Here is a 220-nt window from a genome sequence, read left to right as displayed (position 1 = left end):
GAACCTGCGGTTGGATCACCTCCTTACCTGAAGATACCTTCCGGCGCAGTGTCCACACAGATTGTCTGATAAAAAGTAATGAGCAGGACGGCTGCGAAGTCGTGACACTTTTGTGTCCCCTTCGTCTAGCGGTTAGGACTCCGCCCTTTCACGGCGGCAACAGGGGTTCGAATCCCCTAGGGGACGCCACCTGCTTGGTGACAGGTGAAAGGTGTCGCCC

Annotated in this window: 1 tRNA gene; it reads left to right on the top strand. The window is 56.4% G+C overall.

Going from position 1 to position 220, the window contains the following annotated elements:
• Window positions 1-114 precede the first annotated feature (114 nt).
• Window positions 115-189, top strand: a tRNA-Glu gene (locus WFO64_RS22480).
• Window positions 190-220 lie beyond the last annotated feature (31 nt).

The sequence above is a fragment of the Pantoea sp. AS142 genome, from assembly GCF_037152305.1.
GTDB lineage: Bacteria > Pseudomonadota > Gammaproteobacteria > Enterobacterales > Enterobacteriaceae > Pantoea.
Note: the sequence above shows the minus strand (reverse complement) of the source record. Positions and strands in the feature narration are given on the sequence as shown.